Origin of the sequence: Vibrio sp. 1562 (assembly GCF_033340155.1) — a bacterium.
In the GTDB taxonomy this organism is placed as follows: Bacteria; Pseudomonadota; Gammaproteobacteria; order Enterobacterales; family Vibrionaceae; genus Vibrio; species Vibrio alginolyticus.
Genome location: NZ_JAWOVY010000127.1, coordinates 1 through 1,028, shown reverse-complemented (window position 1 = coordinate 1,028; position 1,028 = coordinate 1). Strand labels below are relative to the sequence as shown.

The following is a 1,028-nucleotide window of genomic DNA, read 5'->3' as shown; positions in this document are numbered from 1 at the left end:
AGACTACCTCGCACAAAGAGGCATGCCAGAACATCCTACGCAACTTGAACAGCACGACTGTATTTACCTAGCAGAAAACGACAAAGACAACATTTGGTCGTTTTTTAAAGAAGAGGCGTTTCATTCCATCGCGGTCAGTGGTCGGTATGCGGTCAACCATTCGCAAATGCGCCTAAATGGCGTCAAGGCCGGTTTAGGAATTGGCATCTTCCACGATTTCGTGGTGAAAGAGGCATTAGAGCGCGGAGAAGTGGTCGAAGTGTTGTCCGATTGGATGATCAAAAGTAACTACCACGGTGCGGTCGCCATGCAGTACGCACAAACCAAATACATGCCTGCACGTCTACGTGTATTTCTCGACTTTGTAAACGAACATCTCGTGTCTAAGGAACCCAACCATGTTTAATGCGATTCATCACGTCGCTATCATTTGCAGTGATTACCCAACATCAAAGCGTTTTTACACCGAAGTGCTAGGGCTACAAATCATCGCAGAAAACTATCGTGAAGCGCGAGACTCCTACAAACTCGACCTTGCGTTGCCGGACGGAAGCCAAATCGAGCTGTTCAGTTTTCCCGGCTCACCGGAGCGACCAAGCTTTCCGGAGGCGCAAGGCTTGCGACATTTGGCGTTTCAAGTCGATAACGTTGAAGAAGTAAAAGCGTATCTGGAATCCAAACACATCGCTGTTGAACCCATTCGCATTGATGAGTTTACGGGCAAAGCATTTACGTTCTTCCAAGATCCCGATGGCTTACCATTGGAGCTTTATCAGAAGTAAAAAGAGCCAGCAATTCGCTGGCTCTTGTTTTATACCAATACGACACCTTAGTTCAGTGCTGCTTTTAGCTTCTCGACACGGCGGAACACCACCCAGTCCAAAAGCAAAACGCTCACAATGGCTAAACCGCCCATCGGGAACGCGGCACAGATGGCAACCAATGTGGCTAACCCCAATTTCCACACTCCGTCATGTTGAAATTGTGGCGGCGCGCCAAGCGATGCGCTGCGACTTGGTCGACGTAAC

General features: G+C 48.8%; 2 protein-coding genes and 1 pseudogene. 2 read left to right on the top strand and 1 reads right to left on the bottom strand.

The features are described 5' to 3' along the window. The coding region (locus tag R7Z49_RS23670; RefSeq protein WP_318112160.1) for a LysR substrate-binding domain-containing protein at positions 1 to 406 on the top strand (406 nt) is incomplete at its 5' end. Beyond that, positions 399 to 782 (top strand): VOC family protein, encoded by a 384-nt coding sequence (locus R7Z49_RS23665; RefSeq protein ID WP_023584531.1) that lies wholly within the window; start codon positions 399 to 401, stop codon positions 780 to 782. The genes R7Z49_RS23670 and R7Z49_RS23665, both read left to right, overlap by 8 nt. A gap of 47 nt (positions 783 to 829) precedes the next feature. On the opposite strand, the pseudogene R7Z49_RS23660 reads toward R7Z49_RS23665, so the two are convergent. After that, positions 830 to 1,028, bottom strand: a pseudogene (locus tag R7Z49_RS23660) (PepSY domain-containing protein); the annotation flags it as partial.